The 18,945-nt window shown below is 66.2% G+C and carries 20 protein-coding genes, 1 tRNA gene and 2 pseudogenes; 16 read left to right on the plus strand and 7 right to left on the minus strand.

Annotated features, from left to right (window positions below; all coding sequences use genetic code 11):
- Positions 1-35 precede the first annotated feature (35 nt).
- Together KO481_RS03410 and KO481_RS03415 are read left to right on the plus strand one after the other, a co-directional pair.
- Positions 36-1,235, plus strand: coding sequence for a DNA polymerase III subunit delta' (locus tag KO481_RS03410; protein ID WP_215915411.1), 1,200 nt, complete (start codon positions 36-38; stop codon positions 1,233-1,235).
- 222 nt (positions 1,236-1,457) lie between these two features.
- Positions 1,458-1,859: pseudogene (locus KO481_RS03415) on the plus strand (MFS transporter); the annotation flags it as partial.
- Positions 1,860-2,082: 223 nt separating this feature from the next.
- Here the strand turns inward: KO481_RS03415 and KO481_RS03420 are convergent.
- A complete protein-coding gene (locus tag KO481_RS03420) occupies positions 2,083-2,697 on the minus strand; it encodes an NADPH-dependent F420 reductase (protein WP_215915412.1) in 615 nt (204 codons plus the stop codon).
- 28 nt (positions 2,698-2,725) lie between these two features.
- A complete protein-coding gene (locus tag KO481_RS03425; protein ID WP_215915413.1) occupies positions 2,726-2,893 on the minus strand; it encodes a hypothetical protein in 168 nt (55 codons plus the stop codon).
- A 143-nt stretch (positions 2,894-3,036) separates the two neighbouring features.
- On the opposite strand from KO481_RS03425, the gene mdlC reads away from it, so the two are divergent.
- The 9 genes from mdlC (at position 3,037) to KO481_RS03470 (ending at position 10,597) form a co-directional block, all read left to right on the plus strand.
- Positions 3,037-4,647, plus strand: coding sequence for a benzoylformate decarboxylase (gene mdlC / locus KO481_RS03430; protein ID WP_215915414.1), 1,611 nt, complete (start codon positions 3,037-3,039; stop codon positions 4,645-4,647).
- 46 nt (positions 4,648-4,693) lie between these two features.
- Entirely contained in the window at positions 4,694-5,233 is a 540-nt protein-coding gene (locus tag KO481_RS03435; protein ID WP_215915415.1) for a cupin domain-containing protein, read from the plus strand.
- Between the two features lie 26 nt (positions 5,234-5,259).
- A complete protein-coding gene (locus KO481_RS44655; RefSeq protein ID WP_215915416.1) occupies positions 5,260-5,439 on the plus strand; it encodes a copper chaperone in 180 nt (59 codons plus the stop codon).
- A gap of 31 nt (positions 5,440-5,470) precedes the next feature.
- Positions 5,471-5,887 carry a DoxX family protein gene (locus tag KO481_RS03445; RefSeq protein WP_215915417.1) on the plus strand — a complete coding sequence of 139 codons (417 nt, stop codon included), beginning with the start codon at positions 5,471-5,473 and terminating at the stop codon, positions 5,885-5,887.
- A gap of 88 nt (positions 5,888-5,975) precedes the next feature.
- Positions 5,976-6,467, plus strand: a complete 492-nt coding sequence (locus KO481_RS03450; RefSeq protein WP_215915418.1) for a hypothetical protein — start codon at positions 5,976-5,978, stop codon at positions 6,465-6,467.
- A 127-nt stretch (positions 6,468-6,594) separates the two neighbouring features.
- Complete coding sequence (locus tag KO481_RS03455) at positions 6,595-6,981, plus strand: hypothetical protein (protein ID WP_215915419.1); 387 nt, start codon at positions 6,595-6,597, stop codon at positions 6,979-6,981.
- A 20-nt stretch (positions 6,982-7,001) separates the two neighbouring features.
- The gene (locus KO481_RS03460; protein WP_215915420.1) at positions 7,002-7,394 is read left to right on the plus strand and encodes a hypothetical protein; all 393 of its coding nucleotides are present in this window, start codon (positions 7,002-7,004) and stop codon (positions 7,392-7,394) included.
- Between the two features lie 108 nt (positions 7,395-7,502).
- On the plus strand, positions 7,503-8,246 hold the full coding sequence (locus KO481_RS03465; RefSeq protein ID WP_215915920.1) for an HAD family hydrolase: 744 nt from the start codon (positions 7,503-7,505) through the stop codon (positions 8,244-8,246).
- Positions 8,243-10,597, plus strand: a complete 2,355-nt coding sequence (locus KO481_RS03470) for a glycoside hydrolase family 65 protein (RefSeq protein WP_215915421.1) — start codon at positions 8,243-8,245, stop codon at positions 10,595-10,597. The genes KO481_RS03465 and KO481_RS03470 overlap by 4 nt, the downstream gene beginning before the upstream one ends.
- 32 nt (positions 10,598-10,629) lie before the next feature.
- Here KO481_RS03470 and KO481_RS03475 read toward each other — a convergent pair whose 3' ends face one another.
- Positions 10,630-12,183 (minus strand): FAD-dependent monooxygenase, encoded by a 1,554-nt coding sequence (locus KO481_RS03475; RefSeq protein WP_215915422.1) that lies wholly within the window; start codon positions 12,181-12,183, stop codon positions 10,630-10,632.
- A 367-nt stretch (positions 12,184-12,550) separates the two neighbouring features.
- Between KO481_RS03475 and KO481_RS03480 the strand changes: the two genes are divergently transcribed.
- The 3 genes and pseudogenes from KO481_RS03480 to KO481_RS44255 form a co-directional block, all read left to right on the plus strand.
- Positions 12,551-13,000 (plus strand): VOC family protein, encoded by a 450-nt coding sequence (locus tag KO481_RS03480; RefSeq protein ID WP_245400250.1) that lies wholly within the window; start codon positions 12,551-12,553, stop codon positions 12,998-13,000.
- A 239-nt stretch (positions 13,001-13,239) separates the two neighbouring features.
- Positions 13,240-13,419, plus strand: a complete 180-nt coding sequence (locus tag KO481_RS03485; protein ID WP_215915423.1) for a YegP family protein — start codon at positions 13,240-13,242, stop codon at positions 13,417-13,419.
- A gap of 79 nt (positions 13,420-13,498) precedes the next feature.
- Positions 13,499-13,756, plus strand: a pseudogene (locus KO481_RS44255) (Tn3 family transposase); the annotation flags it as partial.
- Positions 13,757-13,851: 95 nt separating this feature from the next.
- Here the strand turns inward: KO481_RS44255 and KO481_RS03490 are convergent.
- Positions 13,852-14,865: a nucleotidyl transferase AbiEii/AbiGii toxin family protein gene (locus KO481_RS03490; protein ID WP_215915424.1), complete on the minus strand. Its 1,014-nt coding sequence runs from the start codon at positions 14,863-14,865 to the stop codon at positions 13,852-13,854.
- On the minus strand, positions 14,865-15,482 hold the full coding sequence (locus KO481_RS03495) for a DUF6088 family protein (RefSeq protein WP_215915425.1): 618 nt from the start codon (positions 15,480-15,482) through the stop codon (positions 14,865-14,867). The genes KO481_RS03490 and KO481_RS03495 overlap by 1 nt, the downstream gene beginning before the upstream one ends.
- 624 nt (positions 15,483-16,106) lie before the next feature.
- Here KO481_RS03495 and KO481_RS03500 point away from each other — a divergent pair.
- Positions 16,107-16,182 (plus strand) — tRNA-Thr (locus KO481_RS03500).
- Positions 16,183-16,489: 307 nt separating this feature from the next.
- On the opposite strand, the gene KO481_RS03505 is transcribed toward KO481_RS03500, so the two are convergent.
- A complete protein-coding gene (locus KO481_RS03505) occupies positions 16,490-17,362 on the minus strand; it encodes an SDR family oxidoreductase (RefSeq protein WP_215915426.1) in 873 nt (290 codons plus the stop codon).
- A gap of 232 nt (positions 17,363-17,594) precedes the next feature.
- Here KO481_RS03505 and KO481_RS03510 point away from each other — a divergent pair, with 232 nt between their 5' ends.
- Positions 17,595-17,825, plus strand: a complete 231-nt coding sequence (locus tag KO481_RS03510; protein ID WP_215915427.1) for a DUF6400 family protein — start codon at positions 17,595-17,597, stop codon at positions 17,823-17,825.
- Between the two features lie 5 nt (positions 17,826-17,830).
- Here KO481_RS03510 and KO481_RS03515 read toward each other — a convergent pair whose 3' ends face one another.
- Positions 17,831-18,667 (minus strand): class I SAM-dependent methyltransferase, encoded by an 837-nt coding sequence (locus tag KO481_RS03515; protein WP_215915428.1) that lies wholly within the window; start codon positions 18,665-18,667, stop codon positions 17,831-17,833.
- Positions 18,668-18,945: the final 278 nt, after the last annotated feature.

The following is an 18,945-nucleotide window of genomic DNA, read 5'->3' on the forward strand; positions in this document are numbered from 1 at the left end:
CGGCTCTGTCGGTGGCGGCGGCTAGGGTGTGTGTCGTGGCGGGTGTCTTCGATCGGCTGGTCGGCCAGAATGCGGTCGAGTCCGAACTGACCGCTGCCGCGGTCGCCGCGCGCAGCGGGGTCTCCTCGTCGGCGATGACGCACTCGTGGCTGTTCACCGGGCCGCCGGGCTCCGGCAGATCCATTGCGGCACTGTGCTTTGCGGCCGCGCTGCAGTGCACCGATCCGGGCATGCCCGGCTGCGGTCGATGCCACGCCTGCACCACCACGATGGCGGGTACGCACGGCGATGTCCGGCGGGTGATCCCGGAGGGCCTGAGCATCGGCACCAAGGAGATGCGCGAGATCGTGCAGGTCGCCGCCCGTCGGCCCAGCACCGGCCGCTGGCAAGTGGTGTTGATCGAGGACGCCGACCGGTTGACCGAGGCGGCGGGCAATGTGCTGCTCAAGGTGGTGGAGGAGCCGCCCGAGCGGACGGTATTCCTGCTGTGTGCGCCGTCGGTCGACCCGGAGGACATCTCGGTGACCCTGCGGTCCCGGTGCCGGCACATGCACCTGGTCACCCCGTCCGTCGAGGCCATCGCCCAGGTGCTGCGCGAGCGCGACGGGCTCGATGCCGAGACCGCCTCCTGGGCCGCCTCGGTGAGCGGTGGTCACGTCGGCCGCGCGCGCCGGCTGGCCACCGACGCGGAGGCACGGACCAGGCGCACCCGGGCCCTGGCGCTGGTCTCGGCCACCGCGCGCCCGGCCGTGGCCTACGCCGCGGCGGACGAACTGGTGAAGTCCGCGGAGGAGGAGGCCAAGCAGCTCAGCGCGACCCGCGACGAGCGTGAGCGCGAGGAGCTTGCCACGGCCCTCGGTGCCGGTGGAACCGGCAAAGGCACCGCCTCGGCCACCCGCGGCTCCGCGGGCGTGCTCAAGGATCTCGAGCGCCGCCAGAAGTCCCGCGCTACCCGCACCAGCCGCGACGCGCTCGACCGCGCCCTGATCGACGTCGCCGGCTTCTACCGCGACGCCCTGGCCGTCGGCCTCGGCACGCCCGCCGACTCGGTCACCTTGACCCACCCCGACCAGCGCAAGGAAATCCGCACCCTCGCCAGCGAGGTCCGCCCCGAGGGCCTGCTCCGCTCGATCGAGGCCGTCCTGCACTGCCGCGAGGCCCTGGACACCAACGTCAAGCCGCGCTTCGCCGTCGCCGCGATGGTTGCGGGTCTGATCGCCGCGCGCACGTTCTGAGCGTTGGTGGGCTGAGCCTCTGCCATCGAGGGCCCTGGAGGTCCGCTCTGCTCGATCGAAGTGGTACTGCACTGCCGTTGAGGCCCTGGGTGCCAGCGTTGAGCCGCGTTTCGTCGTAGCGGCTACGGTGGCGGGCTTGCTAGCCGCATGCACGTTCTGAATGTTGGTGTGATCGCCGCTGAGGTCCGCTGGTGGTCTGATCAGCTCGGTCGAGGTCGCGCGATCGGCCTGCTGCCCACCTACGCGTAGGCCGGGGTGCTGGCGCCCGGTCTGCTGGCGACGCTGCGGGTGGTGCAGGGGCTTGCGGTGGGCGCGGAATGGGGTGGTGCGGCACTGCTTTCGGTGGAGCACGCGCCCGCGAATCGTCGCGGTCTGTTCGGTAGTTTCACCCAGCTCGGATCGCCGGTCGGAATGTTGCTGGCAACGGGGATCTTTGCGCTGGCCCGTGTCGTCACGGGCAGCGGCTTCCTGAGTTACGGGTGGCGAATCCCGTTCCTGCTCAGCATCGTTCCGGTGGCGATCGGCACCGCGATCCGGCTGTGGCTGGACGATGCCGAGGTGTTCAGGCGCCTGCGGCGGGACGGTGAGAGGGCCCGGCTTCCGGTCGTGGAGGTGCTGCGCACCTGCAGGGGAATTCAGCGCTCCGCCTTCAACGGCACACGGTCGGTCTCGGCAAGCGCGCCCGGAGTAGCCCTGCCGCCCCGGATGCCATCCGGCCGAGAACCCAACCCGCGCAGCGAGATCGGCTGATCGGGCCGATTCCGCCGGAATTACGCGAACAGATCGCGGTTTCGGGCGGGGGCAGGCACGTCACGACCGGCCGAGTCGACCGGGAGGATCAGGGGCGTCAACCGACATCCTGCAGCAGGAAGTGCTTCGCGTTGAGCGGACCGTCCAACTGCATCAGCTGTCCGCCTGCCCGCAGACCACCGAGATCCAGCGCGGCGAACCCGAATTCGCCCAGCAGCGCGGCCACTTCGGCTTTCGCGTCGGCATTGTCGCCCGCGTAGAAGACCACCTGCCGCCCCTCGGCATGTCGGGGGTCCGCGGCGATGAACGCGGCGAACAACGTGTTGAACGCCTTCACGATCCGCGCTCCGGCAAGGTGCTCGGCGACCCACTCGCTGCCCGTGCGGTCGCCCACGTCGTAGCGGCCCTGCCAGGGATTAGCCGTGGCGAACTGATTTGTCGTGTCGACGACGATCTTCCCGGACCAATCGGTCAGGCCGGCCAGATCCGGCACGGCGAAGAACGGTACCGCGAGGAATACAAGATCCGGCTGCGCCGCCTCCTGAGCTGTGACCGCGTGAGCCTTCGGCCCCAACTGCCGCACCACGGCCCGGAGCGTCTGCGGGCCCCGGCTGTTGCCGATGAGTACCTCATGGCCACGACGGACCGCCTTGTCCGCGACCGCCTGACCGATATTTCCCGCCCCGAGAATGCCGATGGTGTTATCGAGCATGGAAACCGACTCCTCTGTCCGCATCGAATCACGTCTCGAGCCGTTGCCAGACCGTCGCCATGGGATTGCGCAGCGCGTCCTCGCCGATGGTAGCTGTTGCGCCGCGAGGTGCGCGGAACAGTCGCTGAATGGTTGCTGTAGGTGGCTGATGCTGTTCAGAATTGTGCGCCGAGTGGGTACTATCGATCTTCGTCATAGCGCTACACCCCGCAGTCGGCAGTCTGTAGTGGATTGTGTGGCATTCCTGGCCGACAAGGTCGTTGGCATCATTCCCGTGCGCACACGGACACTTCTGGCTCGATCGCCGGCGCCAACTGGCGAAGGAGTTGACTGATCATCATGACCGTGAAATCGTCCGTGCAGAGCGTCACTTACGATTTGCTGAGGTCGTTACGCATGACCACGATCTTCGGTAATCCGGGGTCGACCGAAGAGACGTTTCTCAAGAACTTCCCGGATGACTTCACGTACGTTCTGGGGCTGCAGGAGGCATCCGTCATCGCCATGGCGGACGCCTTCGCCCAGACCACGCGGCGTCCGGCGCTGGTGAACCTGCACTCCTCGGCGGGGCTGGGCAACAGCATCGGCAATCTGGTCGCCGCCTATCACGGGCATACGCCGTTGATCGTCATGGCTGGTCAGCAGCATCGCGAACTGTTGATCGGTGACCCGTATCTGAGTAACCGCGATGCGGTGGCGATGCCGCGGCCGTGGGTGAAGTGGTCCTACGAGCCCGCGCGTGCCGAGGCCGTGCCCGAGGCGTTCATGCGTGCCTATGCGATGGCCGTGCAGCCTCCGGCCGGGCCGGTGTTCCTGTCCGTTCCGCTCGATGACTGGGATCAGCCGTTGGAAGGCCCTGCGGTGGTGCGGGATGTCAGTACGAGGTATGCGCCCGACCTGGAGCGGCTACGGATCTTCGCCGAGCGCATCACCGCGAGCCGGCGGCCGGCGCTGATTCTCGGGCCGGATGTGGACCGTGCCCGCGGGTGGGGCGCCGGGGTCGCGCTGGCGGAGAAAATGCGGGCCGCGGTGTACGCACCTCCGCTGCCGGATCGTGCCGCCTTCCCCGAGGACCACCCGTTGTTCCAGGGCTCGGTCGGCATGTCGGTCAAGGCCATCGGCGAGCGACTGGCCGGACACGATCTCGTCGTGGTGATCGGGGCCGAGGTCTTCCGCTACTATCCGTACGTACCCGGCGAGATCCTTTCTGCCGGAACCGAATTGCTGCAGATCACTGACGACCCGACCGTTGCCGCGGCCGCCCGCGTCGGTGACAGCCTCCTCGGTGATGCGCGGCTGTCGATCGAGCTTCTCACCGGACTGGTCGGCGACGGGGGAGGCCGTGAGATGCCCAAGCCGATGTCGCGCCGCCGGAGTCTGCCGCAGACGTCGAACGGGACGCTGACTCCTGGCGAGGTGTACGCGGCGCTGAGTGAGGTGCGTCCCGAACATGCTGTGTTCGTGAACGAGTCCACCTCGACCATGACCCAGCACGCCGAGTGGCTGCCCACCGTGGAGCCGGATTCGATGTTCGCCACTGCCAGCGGCGGTATCGGCTGGGCCGCTCCGGCGGCGGTCGGGGTCGCGCTGGGCGACCGTGACCGTGGTGTCTCGCGTCCGGTGATCGGCCTGATCGGGGACGGCTCGTTCCAGTACTCGGTCCAGTCGCTGTGGACAGCGGTACAACACGATGTGCCGATTGTGTACGTCGTGATGCGCAATCACGAGTACTCCATCCTCAAATCCTTCGCCGATCTGGAACAGACGCCGGGCGTACCCGGGCTGGACCTGCCCGGCCTCGATATCGCTTCGATGGCACGAGGATTGGGCTGCCACGCCGTCGACGTCACCTCCGCCGGAGACCTCGAGAAGGAGTTCCGGCTCGCGCTGGAATCCGGCGCCACCACCGTCATCGTGGTGACCACCCAACCGGAGAAGGCCGCACTGTGACCGATCGAGAATTCCGCATGCGGTATCGACATTCAGGGAGCGGGGTATGACGGCCGATCACCCGTATGTTTTCCATTTCTCCGAGTCCGAGCCGAACAGATTCGACGGCGGCGAAGTGCGGGGCGTACACGAGCAGAACTTTCCGGTCCTGCGAAATCAGAAGGGATCGGTCTATCTGGTCCACCTCGAGCCCGGCGGGATCCGCGAACCGCACTGGCATCCCTCGGCGTGGGAGCTGAACTTCGTCATCTCCGGACAGGCCCGATGGACCATGCTCGGTCCGCACCCGGACGGCAGCTACCACAACGACCTGTTCGAGGTCGGCGAACACGACCTGGTGTTCGCCCCGCAGGGATTCTTTCACTACTTTGAAAATCTCAGTGAGACAGACGGTCTGGATGTCCTGGCGATATTCAACACCAGCACCCGGGAACCCGAGGACGATATCGGGATCGTGGGCACACTCAACAGCCTGCCGCGGGCGGTACTCGCCGCATCGTTCGGCGTTCCGGTATCGGCGTTCGACCAGATCCCGAACGAGGTCAAACCGGTCGTGATCACTCGCCACCACACCGGCACGGAATAGCGCGGGTGTAGCCCGGATTGTGCCCGGTGAGGTCGACCGAGAATGCCTGTCTCAGGAACTGCCGAGCCCCAGCGCATTTCATGTCCCGCTACTGGCACACCGGCAATTTCGGCGCCTTCCGCATGGGACTGAGGCTCGGCGCCTACTGGAGCAGACGATCCCATTCGGTGACATGGGTGGAAGGTTCGCGGGCGTGGCGATCATGACCGGTCGGATAAAACAGTAAGGAGCGCAATCATGAACGTCGTGGTACTCATCGGACGCATCCTGTTCGCCGCACTGTTCCTCGGCTCCGCGTTCGGGCACTTCACCCAGCGCAAGCAGATGGCCGAGTACGCCGGATACAAGGGAGTCCCTGTTCCCGAGTTGTCGGTTCTGGCCTCCGGTGTGCTCCTGCTCGCGGGTGGTCTGAGCGTGCTGTTGGGTGTGTGGGCCGATCTGGGCTCGCTGCTGCTGATCGTATTCCTCGTCCCGGCCGCCCTGCTCATGCATGCCTTCTGGAAGGAATCCGATCCACAGGTCAAGCAGCAGGAGATGATCAACTTCAACAAGGACATCGGGCTGGCGGCCGCTGCCCTGATGCTGTTCGCGTTCTTCTCGCACCTCGGTGCCGACCTCGGGCTGACCCTCACCGGACCGCTGTTCCACATCTGAGCCGCGCGTAGCCCGGGCAGGTCCGGCGGCGGCTCGGGTTCTCGATTTGCCAATCTCCACGTCAATTACTCGACTCAGGGAGTACACGATGTCCACCATCCACCTCACGCACACAACCACCTCGACACCGGAGCAGTTCCTCGCCGCCCTCACCGACTTCGGTCCGGGTCGGTCGCAGTTGTTCGGCAACAGCACCGACGAGTACCTCCGCGTACACGGGCGGGACTCCACGCACGCCGATGTCACCGAAGGGTCGGGCCGCATCTGGGAGCGCCTGCGCTACGACTGGACCGACCCGCACCACATCGTGATGACGACCACCGACTCCAACATGTGGGGCGGCGCATCCGGCCACACCTACACACTCACACCGCTGCCCGACGGGACCACCGAAGTCGATGCCGTCGTGGTCCGCGACGGCAAGAACTTCACAGGACACGTACTCGGGGCGGTGATAGGCACCGTCGGCAAAAGCGTCCTGGACAAAGAGCTCGTCAAGACCATCCACGCCATCGAAGTCCGCAATGCCGGCGGGCCATCGACCAACCTGCCTCAGGGCCCGCACGATTCGCATTCCTGACGACACCACCCTTCGTCGATGAGTCACCCAGGTCTCTCGGATGCTGGTCCGGGAACGACTACGCGGTGGTTATGAACCAGCGCGTTGTCGCCGAGGTCGACGAAATGGCAATGCGAGGAGGTGCCGGATGACGTATATGGGAAATCCCTACTACCCGTTGTGGTTGGACAACCTGGCCGACGATGTCACCCTCGAGGCCGCGGCGATGGACGGCACTGCCTGCGGCGCTGACGACGTCGGACTCATCCTGGCGAAAGCCCGCGAACAGTATGAGCACCAGGAATTCAATTATGCCGGCCCGTGCGGCGAAAACGGTTTCCTCGAGGACTACTCCAGCTCGGTTCGTGGCATGCCTACCTACGTTGTCGTGCTGGTCAGCTTCAACGCCGGCGGGCAGACCCAGCGCGTGGTAGTGAATCACCGGCCGCGCCGCGCGATGCTGCAGTTTTCCCGCATGATGCTGGAGACATTCTCCGGGACCCCGCACGCGAAGTACTGGGAAGGCACCCCATAAGACGAGATAGGAAGGGCGACATGGCATCGACCTATATGGGAAAGCCTTACTATCCGGCGTGGCTGGACAACCTCGCCGATGATGTAACCGGGGAGGGGCCGGCCTGGGACGGTGCCATCCGAGGCGCCGCGGCCGTCCATGAAGTCGTCGTCGCCGCGAAAGAGATATATGAGTTTCAAGAGTTCCACTACGCCGGTCCCTGCGGGGAGAGCAGTTTCCTCGAGGACTACACCGCATCGGTTCGCGGTGTGCCGCTCTCTGTCATCGTTCTGGTCGTCTTCAATGCCGCAGGGAAAGCCCAGCGCCTTGTAGTGAATCACCGGCCGCGCAGTTCTGTGCTGGTGCTGTCCCGCGCGATGCTCGAGAGGTTCGCCGGTACGCCGCTTGCTGAACACTGGGAAGGCGCGCCTTGAGCAGCAATGCGCGATCTACTCGAGGCCGCCGTCGTGGTGCGCCGCATCCACGGCACGATCCCACCGCCCGGCTGTCCGGGCGTACTCGAAGAGAGGCCGGAGGCCCCGATGCCGGATCGGATTTCGTTGCCCTCGACGACTACCGCGTGCCTGTTCGATCTCGACGGGGTGCTGACCCGCACCGCGACCGTGCACGCCGCCGCGTGGAAGCAGGCCTTCGATCCACTGCTCGCGCAGGAGACCGAGCCGCAGCGCCCCTTCGATGCGGTCGCTGATTACGACGCCTATGTCGACGGCCGTCCCCGTGAGGACGGTGTGCGCACTTTCCTGGCCTCCCGCGGGATCACGCTGGCCGACGGTGGGCCCGGCGATCCACCGGACGCGCGAACCGCGTATGCGCTGGCCGCGCGCAAAGATGCGATTTTCCTGCGCCTGCTGGCCGAGGACGGTGTGCATGCCTACCCGGAGTCGGTGCGGTTCGTGCGAGCGGTCCGCGCGGCGGGTCTGCATCGCGCGGTGGTGTCCTCGAGCGTGCATTGTGCACAGGTACTGTCGGCGGCCGGGATAGCTGACCTGTTCGAGGTGCGCATCGACGGAATCGTCGCTGCGCGGGATCATCTGGCCGGTAAACCGCACCCCGGCACCTACCTGGCCGCCGCGCGGGCGCTGGGTGTGCAGGCGGCCGAGGCGGCTGTCTTCGAAGACGCGTTGGCAGGAATGGACGCCGGGCGCTCGGGTGGGTTCGGCTACGTCGTCGGCGTCGACCGGGTGGACCAGGCCGAGGCGTTGCGTGCTCATGGCGCCGATGTCGTAGTGACCGAGCTGAGCCAGTTGCTGGAGGTCGTGCCATGATCACGGATCCGGCCTTCGCGTGCGAACCGTGGCGAGTGCGGGAGACGCGGCTGCAGCTGGATGTGCTGGCGCAGAGTGAATCGGTGTTCGCTTTGTCCAACGGGCACCTCGGCTGGCGCGGAAATCTCGACGAAGGCGAGCCGCACGGCATGCCGGGCAGCTACCTCAACGGCTACTACGAGTTGCGTCCGCTGCCGTATGCCGAAGCCGGGTACGGCTATCCGGAATCGGATCAGTCGATCGTGAACGTCACCAACGGCAAGATCATCCGGCTGCTGGTCGACGACGAACCGTTCGACCTGCGTTATGGGCACCTGCACGCACACCAGCGAATCCTGGATCTGCGCACCGGGCTGTTGTCGCGTGAGGTGGATTGGACCTCGCCGGCAGGGAGGCGGGTTCGTATCCGCGCCATCCGGCTGGTCTCCCTGACCCAACGAGCGGTGGGGGGCATCCGTTACGAGGTCGAACCCATCGACGGGACGGCGCGGGTGGTGGTCCAGTCCGAACTGGTCGCCAATGAACCGGTGCCCGCGACCAGCGGCGATCCCCGTGTGGCCGCAGCGCTGGAGGCGCCGTTGCTGGCCGAGGAGGACCACGCGCGCGGTAGCCGCCTGCGGCTGATACATCGCACCCGTGTCAGTGGACTGCGCGTCGGAGTGGCTGCCCACCACCACATCCACGCTCCCGTGCACACCACCACGTCTGTCGAATCGGATCCGGACCTGGCGCGTCTCACCCTGACCTGCGTGCTGGCTGCCGGGCAGCGGTTGCGCATGGACAAGACGGTGGCCTACGGCTGGTCGGGGCACCGCTCACTGCCGGCTGTCCGCGATCAGGTCGATGCGGCGTTGGCGGCTGCCGAGGACAGTGGATGGTCCGGACTGGTCGAGGATCAGCGTGGATACCTGGATGAGTTCTGGTCGCGGACCGATGTCGAGGTCGAGGGTGATCCACAGTTGCAGCAGGCGGTACGGTTCGGGTTGTTCCAGGTGCTGCAGTCCGGTGCTCGCGTCGAGGAGCGCGGCGTGCCCGCCAAGGGGCTCACCGGCCCCGGATACGACGGCCACAGCTTCTGGGACACAGAGACTTTCGTGTTGCCGCTGATCACCCACACCACACCGCGCGCCGCGCAAGATGTGCTGCGGTGGCGGCACAGCACGTTACCCGAGGCGCGCGCCCGCGCCGCCCAACTCGGATTGCGTGGGGCCGCGTTCGCGTGGCGCACGATAGCCGGTGCGGAGTGCTCCGGGTACTGGCCGGCGGGCGTCGCGGCGTTCCATCTCAATGCCGCCATCGCCGATGCGGTCGTCCGCTATGTCCGCGTCGCGGCCGACACCGACTTCGAATGCGGCGTCGGCGCCGATCTTCTGGTCGAAACCGCCCGACTATGGGAGTCGCTGGGCTATCACGGCGCCGACGGCCGTTTCCACATCGACGGGGTCACCGGGCCGGACGAATACAGTGCCATCGCCGATGACAACGTCTACACCAACCTCATGGCTCAGGCGAACCTGCGCGCTGCCGCCGATGTTGCTGGACGTCACGTCCAGGTCGCGGAACGCCTCGGCGTGGACGACGGCGAATGCGAGCGGTGGCGGGCAGCCGCCGAGGCCATGGCCGTGCCCTATGACGACGATCTGAAGGTCCACCAGCAGGCCGCCGGTTTCACCCGCCGGGCCGTGTGGTCGTTCGACACCACCGGCCCGGACCGATATCCGCTGATGCTGCACTTCCCGTACTTCGACCTCTACCGCAAACAGGTCGTCAAACAAGCCGATCTCGTCCTTGCGATGCATCTGTGCGGTGCCGCGTTCAGCGATGAGGACAAGGCACGCAACTTTGCCTACTACGAAGCGATCACCGTCCGCGACTCCTCCCTGTCGGCGCCCTGCCAGGCGGTCATCGCCGCCGAAACCGGGCACACCGAGCTGGCCTACGACTATCTCCGCGAGACCGCGCTGTTGGATCTGGCGGACCTACAGCACAACACCCGCGACGGCCTGCACATCGCCGCGCTGGCCAGCTCCTGGACTGCGTTGATCGCCGGATTCGGCGGAATGCGTCACGACACGGGCACACTCTGCTTCGCACCGCGCCTGCCCACCCAACTGTCCCGGCTCGCTTTCCGGCTGCACTATCGTCACCGCGCGCTCCACGTCGAGATCACCCCGAACCAAGCTCGATATGAGCTCCTGGACGGCTCGCCGCTGACCCTCGAACACCACCGCAGGCCCTTCAACCTCGCGCCCGGGGACACTGTCACCCACCCCATCCCGCCGCCGATCTCCGCACCCCGCCCGCACCAGCCATCCGGCCGAGAACCCAACCCGCGCAGCGAGATCGGCTGATCGGGCCGATTCCGCTGGAATTACGCGAACACCTAGATTCCGAACCACTGCGCGAGCACGGTACGCAGTTCGCCCAATTCGTCAGGGCCGGGCCGGGGCTGCGAGGACGCCCAGGCAACATATCCATCGGGACGCATCAGTAGAGCCGTGGCGGGTATCGCGCCGACCGGTCGTCCGGCGGCGACGGTGAGCCGATCTCCGATATCGGTCACCGCGGTCGCGGCCGTGCCGTCCCCGGTCAGGTCGGCGAGTAGCGGTCGTCCGTCCCGGGCGAGCTCTGCGACGCGGTGTGCTCCGCCGGTATCGGTCACAGCGAAGTCGGGCACCCAGTATCCGACGAGAGGATGCGCGCCGACGCTGATGGTGTAGCGGTTTTCCGCTCCCGAGAGCAGGTCGCTGAGGTGAGCGACGTTGCCGGGAGCGGTGATCAGTTCGGCGAACAGTTGGTGCAGCGCGGTGGCTTCGGGGCCCGGCCGTAGGAGAGCCAGTTGGGCCCGGCTCTGCATGATGACCCGTTCGGCGGCGGCTCGGCGCTCGGTCTGGTAGGTGTCCAGCAGCGTGGGCTCCGCGCGCCCGTCGAGGACGACCGCCAGCTTCCAGCCGAGGTTGACCGCGTCCTGCAGACCCAGATTGAGACCCGGTCCGCCGATCGGCGAGTGGACGTGCGCGGCATCGCCGACCAGCAGCACCCGCCCGTCCCGATACCGGGACGCGATCCTGGAGTTGATACCGGAGAGCCGGCGCAGATCCAGGGACTCGTTCGGCGAGATGGGCCGCAGCGGCACGTCCTGGCCGAGCACCCGGCGGGCGCTGGCCTCCAACTCGGCCAAGCTCATCGGGGGCTCATCGATGTGCTCATCGCCGCGTTGTTCCCGGGCCGAGGTGTCCATTTCGTAGGTCATTACCGCCACCCGGCTGCCCACCGCACCGCAGGTGAAAACGCCTTGCTCGGTGCGATGGAATCGCAGTGGCGGAAGAGCGCCGGTGTGGAGCGCCCCGTCGATCGGGGGCAGCCATTCGTCCGGCGGCACCACATTGAATCCCATCCGGATGACCAGGTCGTACGACGACATTCCGGGAAAGTCGATGTGGGCGAGGTGGCGTGTGCTGCTGGTGCCACCGTCGGCGCCGACGAGGTAGTCGGAGTCCAGAGCATAGGCGCCATCCGGGCCGGCGACGTGGACGGTCACGCCGTCGTCGTGCTGGTCGAAGCCGGTGACGGTATGCCCCCAACGAATATCGGCGTCGTATTCGCCGGCCCGCTCGGCGAGCACCTGGACAAGTCCTCGCTGTTGCACGGGGATAGTGAACAGCTGGGAGCCTGGCACCGCCGTGAGATCCAGGGGGAAACCCGCGAATGTGGTGCGGGGAGCGGGTTTCGGCGGATCCGTGGTCCCGGTGAGTGTGCTGTACAGACCTCGATGATCGAGAATTCGAGCCGCTTGGCCCACAATCCGGTTGACCCGTGGCTGCGGATTGGGGCCGGGAAGCGAGTCCAGCACTACCGGCCGGTTCCCGGCCAATCCCAGTTCACAGGCCAGCATGAGGCCGCTCGGGCCGGCCCCTTCGATCACGACCCCGCCCACGCGGTTAGCCTATCAGTTGCTGTTGGGTGGTCGGCTGTATCCGAGTGACCGCGCAGGCACGTCTCTGCGCTGCCGCGATGGACCGATCACCTTGGCGATTCTGCTTGTTTCGTCGTCCGGTCGCTCGGCCTGCATGGCGGCGCGGAGTACGGCAGGCCCGTCGCCGATCGGCCGACGCGGGTGGAAAGCGACACCGGCACGCCCCTGGTGAGGCTGGTTGATCCCGGCGATGAGCACCGATCCGGTGCTGTGGGACTCGCCGGATAGCGGCTTCGGTCGAGATCGAACCTGGTGACCTATCGTTGCTGGGCAGATCAGATGGAATTCCCTGCCACCCCGATGCGAGCCCGACCAGTGGAGGTGCCAGTTGGACGATGCGTCACAGCCCGGAACCGGAATGGTGTTGGCCCACTTCATCGTTACCGACGATGTGGAGCGCTCTCGACGTTTCTACACCGAGGTGCTCGGCGGCCGGGAGGTTTTCTCCGCGGGCCCCGTCTACGTGGCGCTGGCCAACAGTTTCATCATCATCAACGTCGGTGGCGGCCCGACCGACGACAAGCCGACGGTCACCCTGGAGACACCGAGCGACCCGGACCGGGTCAGCAGCTTCCTCAATATCCGGGTCGAGGACATCCACGCGGTGTACACCGAATGGAGCGCCCGCGGTGCTCGGTTCCTGACGCCGCCGAAGCAGCGCCAGTACGAGATCCGTTGCTATATACGCGATCCCGACGGTCACATCATCGAGGTCGGGCAAACGACCGACGCGAGCGGGGACTGGACGCCGTGGCTGTCCCCTGCCTCGCAGGCATGACGCCGGGCGCGTTCTCCCGGCCGGTTGCCGGTCCGCGGTGATCCGGCCGTGGAGTGTGTTGAGCGCTGAGACGTAGATCTCGGAGAAGGTGGGGAAAGGCTGGATCACGTCGCGCAGGGTGTCGATCGGCAGGGGCAGGTGGTCCCGAGAAGGCGTCTGTCCTGGCCGCAGCACGAAGATCTACAGTCGATTTCGGACCGAAGCATTATCCGTGTTCGACGTGGAGACGAGGTAATCGCGTGGCTGCCAAGTTCGAGCTATACAGGGACAGCGCCGGCAAATTCCGGTTCAGGCTCAAGGCGGGCAACGGCGAGATCATCGCGCAGGGGCAGGCCTACGAGAGCAAGACCGCCGCCCTCGACGGCATCGAGTCGGTCATGAAGTATGCGCCAGTGTCCGAGACCGACGACCAGACCTAACCCACTGTGCTGATTCCTCCCCGCCGCCCTGCCTCGCATCGATCGGCCGGACCGAGGCAGGGGCGGGTCCGAACTGGTACAGACCGAGCAGGCATGGTGCCTAACTCTGGCCACCAACGCGGTTATTGCCTGGACCACCGAGCACCACGGGCTGGCGGTGGCACAGCTGCGCCGCGGGGCCGGCGCATCGATGATGAGGTGCTCGCCCACGCTTCTCTGGAGCACAGCGAGGAGATCAACTTCTTCGGCGCGATCGAGGTCGACATCTATGCGGAACTCGCCCAGCTCGGAACTACCCGAGTACCGGCCGCTGCGGGTCCGCGACACCCTCTTCTGATCATGCCGCGACCAGCATCTCGTCCAGCCGGTCGACACTCCGCACAATGCACGGCTCCGTCCCTCTGTGCTCGGTCGAGGTCTCTTACGACCCATCTACAGGACATGCGCGTGCATGCGGATCGTGTCGAGGCAGTCCTGCATGGATGGCTGGGCGCCGTACACCAGGTGCATCGCTCGCTGGTAGCCAACTTCGAGGGCAGGTCTGCTGGGGTGGTCGTCGGTCAGCAGTGGGCTGGCAGCGAATCCTTCGGCCGGCCGCGGGGTGTGGCTGAACCCTGCCGTGGTGCTGTGCTCGTCGATGTCGGCGCACAGCTGGGCGATTCCGTCAGCGCCGAGGGCGGTGAGGGTGGCCGAGACCTGTTCGTCCCACAGGAGGCGGTGGATGTCGTAGAGGTGTCGGGCATTGCGATGCAGGCTGGCAACGGCTGCTTCGTCGGGTGCGCGTGAGGCTCCATCATGCAGCGCCGCGAGCTTCTCGAATAGTGTCCGCTCCGGCGCGAGTACCTCGACCTCGAACGGGACGAATTCCGCCCATGTTTCGGTGGTGTCGCCGAAGTGATCGATTGCGAAATTGGCTAGGAGGGAACGGATCTGGTGGCGATGGGTGGGGAACGCGCCGCCGCGGGTGCCCATTTCGAGCAGGACGCCTTGGCTGATCGCGTCGACTGCGATCGGTAACGCGGTCGTCTGTGCGGGGTAGTGGTAGCTGACGTTGCGTTTGACCCCGGTGGTCGACTCCTTTGGTACGACGGCCACGTCGGGCAGGCCCAGATGCCGGGAGACGGTGTCGCGCAGCTTGATAAGCACCTTGTCCTTGGCGCCCTTACCGGCGCCGACGTCCGGGAACACGATCAGCAGGTCGATGTCCTCGGAGAACCGCTCGATCAGGCCGTAGGCTCGTGACAGCGAGGTGCCGCCCTTGAATATCGCTGTCACTGAGCCGTTTCCGTTCGGTCCGGTGATCTCGACTGGTGCGGTGCATGCCCGTAGCACTTCCATGGCCCAGAAGTCCTTCTCGACGTACGACTGGTCGAGGCCGAGTTGCGTTGCGGCCGCGGCGATCAGGGCGGCCAACTCGTCCGGGTGCTCACGCAGCAATGGGGGCATCAGGCCAGCATGCCCGATACCTGCAGGTCCTCGCCAAGCCGTTGCATGTTCTCGCGCAGAGCCGGGGAGCGCTCACCTTTGGCTGCAGCGGTGAGCGTGCGCCATCGCACCCGGCCGGTCGAGACCGCCTGGCCGACCGCACCCGCGAATGCGGACCAGCCCTCATCGACTGTCGTCTCCCAATCACCACGCAGTAATTCGAGAGTGGCGATCTCCAGCCACGTCAACCCCACCCTCTTCAGGTTATTGCGTCGCGACACCTTCACCCCGGGCACCGCCTTGGGGACCGATCCGATCACGACCATGGTCGGCTTGGCGGGTACCTGAGTGGTCAGCCCGAACGCGCGCGCGGCAGAGAAACCGGTCGGCCCGGCACCGTTTGTGCCGAGCACCTCGGCGGCGATGGCTTCCGTAGCCGGCCGGGTCGTGCCGTAGCGGGTCTTGGTGCCCTTGAAGTACAGGCCTTTGCGGATACGCACCAAGTCGCCGCGCTGATGGGCACGCTTGACGGCCGAGGCCGCGGCAGCAGGCGTCCCCGGCAGGCTGTTCGTCCACACGAAACTGCCCGCCGGGACCATCTCCAAAGCCTTGGCGGCGCTGCCAGTCGCAGCTCTCATGACATTAAAGTGTATTGAAAACATGTCACTAAGTCGAGGCCACGGCATGTGATCCATGAGTCGGATCTGCGCCTCGGCGCGTGGAATCGAACGTTCCTCCAGGGCGGTCTGGGGGGCTTCGGCTGGTATGCTGTCCGGCTATCGCCACAGGCCGCATCGCTGCTACGGGCGTTTTATCGATCGGTCCGGCGGATCCGGCGATCGTTGAATAGGCGCGATAGCAAACATTCTGCTAACCTCTGCGGAGGCTGATGGATCGCGGCCGATTACCGCCGATTTACCGAATCTGTCGCTTGATGTGCGGTTGACGCTGGTGAGAGCGGTGTCAGTCGATAGGAGCCTGGAGTGCGGCATCAGTCAGCGTCGTATGTCGGCGAACAAGTGACGGTGTGTGGCTGTCTCCGCAGGTGGGATGCCGAGTCGTAGGCTGCTGCTCGGTTTGGAAGGCGCTTCAGCTCCGGCGAAAAGGTAGTTGTTCGAGCACCTCCCATGCTCGATTTCGCGGCTTTACGGCCGACCGAGGCCGGCCACGACGCAGCCGTTCGGTCAGTCGGTTGCGCTGCGTTGACCTGCGGTTTTCGTGATCCACGCACGAGACGATAGACTCGCCTGGCCGAAAGGCACGCCGCCTTAGCTCAGTCGGTAGAGCGCTTCACTCGTAATGAAAAGGTCGGGGGTTCGATTCCCCCAGGCGGCTCCAGGTTTTCTTTCCCTCGTGGAGCCATTGACGACAGTTCTCGACGACAGTCGGGCTTTCCTGGCGAACATGCCGTCCATGTTGACCACCGCTTCCCACCTTCGAGCCGGACGGCACTGCGGGGACCATACGCGCCGAGGACCTGCTCGCGGACCTATGGGGCGTGCGGAGATCGGATCCGGACGACGACCGCAGCGCCTTGGCGGTACTGCGCGAGGACCGGCGGTGATTATGTGCTGGACGCGGCCCGCGTGGCATCGAAGTCACACCCTGCGGCCCGGCCGAAGTGGCCAGGCCGTTGGGTGGGTGGTCAGGCGCCGAAGTCGGCGCGGTGGTCGGCGGCCCACTCGGCCAGGGTGCGGCCTGGTTTTCCGGTCACCTTCGTGACGGGGCGGACCCGGTCGGGGGTGGTGGCGGTGTCGCTCCAGTAGTCGAGCAGCATCTTCATGATCGGCTCGGGAATGAATTGCGCCATCTCGGTGCGGAATTCGTCGGCGGTGATCTCGATCAGGGGGATCTCGCGGCCGATTTCGGCGGCGAGGGTGGCGACCTGGTCGCTGCGGGTGACCGCCTGGGGGCCGGTGATCGGGATGATCTGGCCGGCGTAGTCATCGGACAGGAGCGTCTCGGCGGCGGCCTCGGCGACGTCGTATTCGTGGACCGGTGCCTGCGCGGAGGCCAGGTAGGGGGCCCGGATCGGTGCGCCCGAGCTGATCTGCCAGCGCCATTCGAGCAGGTTGTTAGCGAAGGTGCCGGGGCGCAGGATCGTCCAGCCGTCGGTGCGATCGGTGACGGCGGCCTCGATGGCGCTGTGGTGCAGCTGGCTGGCCGAGCCGTGGTCACGGGGGAATTCCTTGGCCGCGGCCAGCGAGGACAGAACCGTGAAGCGGTGCACGCCGGCGGCGACGGCCGCGTCGAGGAAAACGTCGATGCCGCGCGCCGGGAAGACGAAGACCCGATCGACACCCTCGAATACCTGCGCGCCGAGAGTGGTGGCATCGGCGAGGTCGCCCGCGACGACCTCGACGGCCTCGGGCAGGTTCGCGTCCTCGGGCTTGCGGGTCAGGGCGCGGACCGTGGCGCCGCGGGCTAGGAGGGTGGCGACGAGGTGGCGCCCGACGGCACCGGTCGCGCCGGTGACGAGGACGGTCGGGCGGGAGGGGCGAATCTCTGTGCTGTTCATGACATTTACTTTCGTCGTAAAGCCCCTGTGGCCACATCACGAGAATTCGTTATTTCCCGCGCCTCGGGGGCCGTACCTGGCCGATGCCGTGTTCACGACTCTTCGACGGACTCCGCCGACATCGAGTGTGATGCGGTCGAAGCGCGGAATGTGACGTAGGTCATTGCCCGCAACGGTGTCATTGGGCATCGTCGTCGCAATTGTTGACGGAAAGACCCGGTTGGAGTGCCCCATGGCCGATCTCGATTTTGCTTATGACCTCACGCTCGACGAGACGCGGCGCCGCAGCGCCGTCCTCGCCGCGCTCGGCGACACCTGGGATCCGGTCGCGGTGCTCGCCGAGGAAGACCGGGCGTACGACATGCTGTACTCGAATCTCGACGACGAGCAGCAGCGAATCTACGACGAACTCGTCCAGGCCGGTGTCCTGCCGGATCGAGCCCCGCGCTCCATCGCCGACTGAGCCGGTCAGCGCCGCACCCAGCCCTGCGCTCGATCGGCCAGGTTCCACCACGAAACAAACTGCACGTCTTCGGATTTCAGGGTCCAGTCGGCCGTCAGGGCGTCGAAGAACGCATCATCGCCGGTCTTTCCGCCCTTCGGTTCACCGATGTACACCACACGCTCGCCTCCGGACGCGGTGAAGGCCGCCAACGCCTGGGAGGCCATCGGGTTGCCCCATCCCGGCGGCCAGCACAGGAACAACATCTCGTTCGCACCGATTCCGCCGCGGGTCTCCAGCTCCGCCAGGTCACCGACGCCGTGCCACACGTCGTCCTGCCCAGCTGCCGGGAGGAACGAGGGGTTCTGCGTCCGGTCCGGCGGCTCCGACTCGAACGCTTCGACCCGAATTCCGGCGCCCGCGAGCTGCGCGGCCCAATACCCACGGCCCGCTCCCAGGTCGACCACCGACCGTCCATCGGCCAACTGAGCCAACCAGGCAACCGTCTCGGGCGACGGGATCGCGTAGGCGTACGCCGCCTGCAGGATCGTCTCCGTGAACCCGAGCCGAGCACTCCCGTTCGGCCGGCCACCATCCACCACACGACGGCCTTCGCGCACTGACACCGACGGGGCAATGATGTCCCAATAGGGGTTCTCACTCACTTTCCGGCCACCGGTCATGAAGTGCACGAACCGCAGATCGAACGCGGCATCCGCGGCATCGTCGCCGGTGCCGGGCAGCATCGGCGCGGTATTCAGATACTCTGCGGCCCTCGGATACCGATCTCGAAGAAGCCGCTCATCACCGAGCAACGCGGCCAGTTCATCACGACGTTCCGCCGTCAGCGCAAGCTCGGTCATCCACCAATTCTGGCCTGACACAGCCTGAACCGCGAGCACTTCCGGCGATCTTGTGTTCGCGTGGGTGATGGTGCGGCGCAGGGTATTTCACGACCACCGACTCGCAGAAATCGATCTGCGACCGGATCGCGCCAGGATGCCGAGGTGCCAGCCGCCGCCCTGGGGATCGGTGGTTCCGATGGGCGCTGGGCAGATAATCGCAGTCGGCGAAAGCCCGTTAAAAGTTCTCGGGTGTGAACGTTCCGAAACGGTCTCCGTGTGCGCCGATTTCGTCGAAG

Source organism: Nocardia albiluteola, assembly GCF_018860155.1.
In the GTDB taxonomy this organism is placed as follows: Bacteria; Actinomycetota; Actinomycetes; order Mycobacteriales; family Mycobacteriaceae; genus Nocardia; species Nocardia albiluteola.